This is a genomic window from Psychrobacter sp. 1Y4 (assembly GCF_051847555.1).
Map to the genome: position 1 here is coordinate 1 of NZ_JBPYDE010001069.1, position 537 is coordinate 537.

General features: G+C 41.9%; 1 protein-coding gene. It reads left to right on the top strand.

The features are described 5' to 3' along the window. A partial coding sequence (locus ACS8FC_RS20460; protein WP_439298133.1) for an acetyl-CoA carboxylase biotin carboxyl carrier protein occupies positions 1-377 on the top strand: 377 nt, incomplete at its 5' end. Positions 378-537: the final 160 nt, after the last annotated feature.

A 537-nucleotide genomic window follows, 5' to 3' on the forward strand; every position in this document is an offset into this window, starting at 1 on the left:
TGGTTAATTTAGAAATCAGTTCAGACGACGAGCATATTAGCTTAACTCGTCATTATGATGCGCCTGCACCAGCCATGATGGCAGCGCCAACTGCTAGCGCAGCGCCTATTGCTGCTGAAGGAAAACCTGCGGAAAAAGCGGGTAGCGTCGAAAACTCGCCTATGGTTGGTGTTTTCTATTCAGCGCCAAGTCCTAACGACCCACCATTTGTAAAAGTTGGTCAAAAAGTTCAAGCGGGTGATACTCTAGGTATTATCGAAGCTATGAAAATCATGAACCCTCTTGAAGCGACTCAAAGTGGTATTGTTGACGAAATCTTGGTAGATAATTCTGAAGTCGTACAGTTCGGCCAACCTGTCATACGTTATAAAGCGTAACGATATTTGCCATACTTTATTTCATTATGGCTGGTTTTTGATATACGTATCGCATCAAAGTCACATAATAGGATGCTAGATATCAAAACTCAGTCAATAACTGATGCTTCGACAAGGATGAACCCATGATAAAAAAATTGCTCATTGCCAATAGAGGTGA